Source organism: Megasphaera cerevisiae DSM 20462, assembly GCF_001045675.1.
In the GTDB taxonomy this organism is placed as follows: domain Bacteria; phylum Bacillota; class Negativicutes; order Veillonellales; family Megasphaeraceae; genus Megasphaera; species Megasphaera cerevisiae.
In genome coordinates this window covers 1-1,365 of record NZ_LEKT01000117.1, presented here as the reverse complement: position 1 = coordinate 1,365, position 1,365 = coordinate 1, and the positions used below count along the sequence as shown (strand labels likewise).

The following is a 1,365-nucleotide window of genomic DNA, read 5'->3' as shown; positions in this document are numbered from 1 at the left end:
GGGAGTGTATAATAAACTGTGTAAGTAAGTCAGCAACAGATTAAACGATACTCCCCCTCGGGGATGTCAAACACATGCGGAGGTAATAATTTTATGTCAAAGAAACAGCCCACACGGGGTGAATCCCTTGCTAAAGCCATTATCAGTGAATATAAGCCAAAGACCGTGGAAGATATGCAAAACGCTCTTAAAGATGTTTTCGGGCCTATGTTTGAGGCCATGCTGAATGGTGAAATGGAAAATCATCTCGGCTATGACAACAATGAACGTGGCGAAAAGGAAACAACCAATCGCCGTAACGGCTACAACCATAAGACCCTCAAAACATCCGCAGGTGAAGTCCCGATTGATGTTCCTCGTGATCGAGAGGGTTCTTTTGAACCGCAGGTCGTGCCAAAGCGGCAGACCGATGTTTCCTCGATGGAGGGTAAAGTGCTTGCCATGTATGCCCGTGGCATGAGCCAGCGTGACATCTCGTCAACGATCGATGACATCTATGGATTCAAACTGTCAGCAGGACAGATTTCTAACATTACCGATTGTGTCTTAGATGAATTGAATGAGTGGCAGAACCGACCGCTGAAAGCTTTTTATCCATTTATTTTTGTGGATTGCATATACGTTTCTATGCGTACCGAGCAGGGTGTTTCTGACCAGGCGGTGTACGTTATCCTGGGGTACGATCTAAACGGTGGGAAAGATGTTCTGGGCTTATGGATGGGAGATACAGAAAGCAAACATCGCTGGATGCAGATATTCGATGAAATAAAATCACGCGGTGTCCAGGACATCGGTTTTATTTCAATGGACGGTGTCAGTGGTCTTGAAGATGGTGCTAAAGCTATATTCAAGAATGTTGTGGTGCAGCGCTGTATGGTACATCTAATCCGCAACTCTCTGAAATACGTGCCCAGTAAGGATTACAAAGCCTTTACGGCACAGCTGAGAAAAATCTATGGGGCAATCAACCTGAAAGGAGCACAGGTTGAATTTGAACGGTTCTGTGATGTGTGGACCAAGTATCCCGGTGCCATCCGCGTGTGGAAAGACAATTTTCGGCACGTGGAACAGCTTTTTAATTATGGCAGCGATGTGCGTCGGGTCATGTACACGACCAATGCCATAGAGAGCGTCAACTCAAGTTTCCGCAAGGTCACAAAACAGGGCGCTTTCAGCAATGAAACAGCCGTTTTTAAGGTGTTTTATTTACGGATTAAGGAACTTTATCAAAAATGGCACGGTCACTCCATTCGCAATTGGGCCATAGTGATGAATCAGCTGGTTATTGACGAACGGATTGGCACCATGGTACGAAAATATCAGGTTTCAATTTAAAGTAATTTACACACTTTACTTGACAATCCC

Annotated in this window: 1 protein-coding gene; it reads left to right on the top strand. The window is 45.1% G+C overall.

Annotated elements, in window-relative coordinates; genetic code table 11:
- The first annotated feature begins 93 nt into the window (after positions 1-93).
- Complete coding sequence (locus AB840_RS15245) at positions 94-1,335, top strand: IS256 family transposase (RefSeq protein WP_048515666.1); 1,242 nt, start codon at positions 94-96, stop codon at positions 1,333-1,335.
- Positions 1,336-1,365: the final 30 nt, after the last annotated feature.

Excerpts from the sequence above, each read along its gene's own strand:
- AB840_RS15245 (WP_048515666.1), top strand. The coding sequence starts at position 94 with ATGTCAAAGAAACAGCCCACACGGGGTGAATCCCTTGCTAAAGCCATT.